Source organism: Streptomyces sp. NPDC057428 (genome assembly GCF_042803195.1).
Taxonomy (GTDB): domain Bacteria; phylum Actinomycetota; class Actinomycetes; order Streptomycetales; family Streptomycetaceae; genus Streptomyces.
The window spans coordinates 1-2,443 of the sequence record NZ_JBHVCT010000198.1; the positions used below are offsets into that span (position 1 = coordinate 1).

Annotated in this window: 3 protein-coding genes and 1 pseudogene; all 4 read left to right on the forward strand. The window is 68.9% G+C overall.

Going from position 1 to position 2,443, the window contains the following annotated elements; genetic code table 11:
• Positions 1-134: 134 nt before the first annotated feature.
• A pseudogene (locus ACFU5K_RS31590) lies at positions 135-728 on the forward strand (SPFH domain-containing protein); the annotation flags it as partial.
• A 51-nt stretch (positions 729-779) separates the two neighbouring features.
• On the forward strand, positions 780-1,298 hold the full coding sequence (locus tag ACFU5K_RS31595; protein WP_384068102.1) for an NUDIX hydrolase: 519 nt from the start codon (positions 780-782) through the stop codon (positions 1,296-1,298).
• A 50-nt stretch (positions 1,299-1,348) separates the two neighbouring features.
• A complete protein-coding gene (locus tag ACFU5K_RS31600) occupies positions 1,349-1,843 on the forward strand; it encodes an FBP domain-containing protein (protein WP_384068105.1) in 495 nt (164 codons plus the stop codon).
• Positions 1,844-1,914: 71 nt separating this feature from the next.
• Positions 1,915-2,319, forward strand: coding sequence for an SHOCT domain-containing protein (locus ACFU5K_RS31605; protein WP_384068108.1), 405 nt, complete (start codon positions 1,915-1,917; stop codon positions 2,317-2,319).
• Positions 2,320-2,443: the final 124 nt, after the last annotated feature.

Here is a 2,443-nt window from a genome sequence, read left to right on the forward strand (position 1 = left end):
CCGGCGGTTACAACGGAAACCGCCGGCCTGCCGCGTTTCGCAGGCGCGCCCCCGCACGCACCCCTTCTCGTCCTCTTGAGGATATTGCGGGAACGCCGTTATCGTCTTTCTGACGAGAAGAAGGGGGTCCTGAGATGGCCGACATCACACGGCGCTTCGGCTGGCGGCACCTGCGCTCCGCGCCCACCGCCCACATCCGCCACCACAAGCGCGGCAGGCTCACCCACGACAGCCCCGGTGCGAGCTTCTGGTTCCGCCCTCTGACCGCCGCGCTCTCCGAGGTCCCTGTCGACGACCGCGAACTGGCGATGGCGTTCCACGCTCGTACCGCCGACTTCCAGGACGTCACCGTCCAGGCCACGGTGACCTACCGGATCAACGATCCCGCCGAGGCCGCCGCCCGGCTCGACTTCTCCGTGCATCCCGACACCGGGGTCTGGCGCGGGGCACCCCTGGAGCAGATCGCGACCCTGCTGACGGAGACCGCGCAGCAGCACGCCCTGGACGTCCTGGCCCGGACCCCCCTCGCGGCCGCGCTCGTGGACGGCGTCTCCGCGGTGCGGGAACAGGTCGCCGCCGGCCTCGCGGCGGAGCCGCGGCTGCCCGCCACCAGCATCGACCTGGTGACCGTGCGTGTCGTCGCCATCCGCCCCGAGGCCGAGGTCGAGCGGGCCCTGCGCACTCCGGCCAGGGAGCAGATCCAACAGGAGGCCGACCGCTCCGTGTACGGATGACGGAGCCCGACGACCCGCATCCGACTCCCGGGAGCAGCTCAGCACATGGACAGTGGTTCCACAGACGCCCAGACCCGCAACACCCGTCCACCACAGGCCCAGGCGGCCTTCGGCGTGGGCGTCGTCGTCGAGGACGGAGAGGGCAGGATCCTGCTCGGCAGGCACCGCGACGGCACGTGGGAGCTGCCTGGCGGCAAGATCGACCCGACGCGTGAATCGGTGGCGGCGGCCGCCGTCCGCGAACTGCGCGAGGAAACGGGTCTGCGGGTGCCCGAGGAGGCGGTGACCGTCTTCGCGATGCTCCACGACGTGGTGGGCGGCATCAACCGGATCAGCATGGCGGCTCTGGTGCGTGCGGGGCCGGAGGCCGCCCGGGTCACGGAACCCCATCTCATCAGCGTGTGGCGGTGGACCTCCCCCGACGAGCTGCCCGGCCCGCTGTTCGACCCTTCGGCCCAGATCCTGGCCGCCTGGCGCCCCGAGCTGGGCATCAGGCATCCGGCCGCGCACCACCTGCCGATCGCGCCCACCCGCCGGCCCGCTGCGGGACCACCGGCGACCTAAAGGCATTAACCATTTGCCTAGGCATCATAGGCAGGGTTAGTTTCGCTGCCATGAGAGCCGTCAGTGAGCAGGACATCCGAGCGTCGTTCGTGAACTGTTCGAAGGGCGAGGCGAAGCGCCTGCCGTTGCCCCGCGACCTCGGGGAGCGCCCCTGGGAAGACCTGGACTTCCTGGGATGGCGCGACCTCTCCGCGCCGGACCGGAGCTACATCGTCACGGAGTTGCGCGGCGAACTGACGGGGGTCACGCTCCGCTTCCCGTCCCAGCAGCGAGGCTTCCTGCACCGCAGCATGTGCTCGGTCTGCCTGACCACGCACCCGGGCAGCGGCGTCTCCCTGATGACCGCCCGCAAGCGCGGGCAGGCGGGCAGGGACGGCAACTCGGTGGGGATCTACGTCTGCACCGACCTCGACTGCTCGCTCTACGTGCGCGGCAGGAAGTCACCCGCACCCGGAGGTCGCTTCGAGGAGTCGCTGACCGTGGAACAGCAGATCGAGCGGACACGGAGCAAGCTGTCCGCCTTCCTGGACCTGCTTGCCGCCTGACTGGCAGGAAATGCGGCCACGTGGGAGCGGATGTACCAATAGGGGACTGTCCGAACGATCGGAGTAGGCCCGTGGACGACTATCCGCTCCTGAACCTCTTCCTGACCATGATGTACCTGTTCCTGTGGGTGCTGTGGTTCTTCCTGCTGTTCAAGGTCGTCACGGACATCTTCCGCGACCACTCGCTGAACGGCTGGGCCAAGGCGGTGTGGGTGATCTTCGTGATCGTGCTGCCCTACGTGGGCGTGCTCGTCTACCTGATCGTCCGCGGCAAGGGCATGGGACGACGCGAGGCCAAGGAGGCGGAGGCACGCGAAGCGTCCTTCCGGCAGTACGTGAAGCAGGCCGCCGGCTCCGGCGGAGAGCCGGGAGGCGGCGGCCACGTTGCCGACCTCGCCAGGCTCGCCGAGCTCAAGGACAAGGGCCACCTCAGCCAGGAGGAGTACGACAAGGCCAAGCAGAAGCTTCTGGTCTGACACCCATGGAGGGGGGCCCCCCGCCCCCCCGGGGGCCCCCGCCCAGGGGGGGCCCCCCCCCGGGGGAGACCCATAAAGTATAAAAAAAAGACCCAGCCCCCCAAATTATTAATGTATATATACG

What these genes read in the sequence shown, in the direction of transcription:
- ACFU5K_RS31595 (WP_384068102.1), top strand. Translation starts at nt 780, where the DNA reads ATGGACAGTGGTTCCACAGACGCCCAGACCCGCAACACCCGTCCACCA.
- ACFU5K_RS31600 (WP_384068105.1), top strand. Translation starts at nt 1,349, where the DNA reads ATGAGAGCCGTCAGTGAGCAGGACATCCGAGCGTCGTTCGTGAACTGT.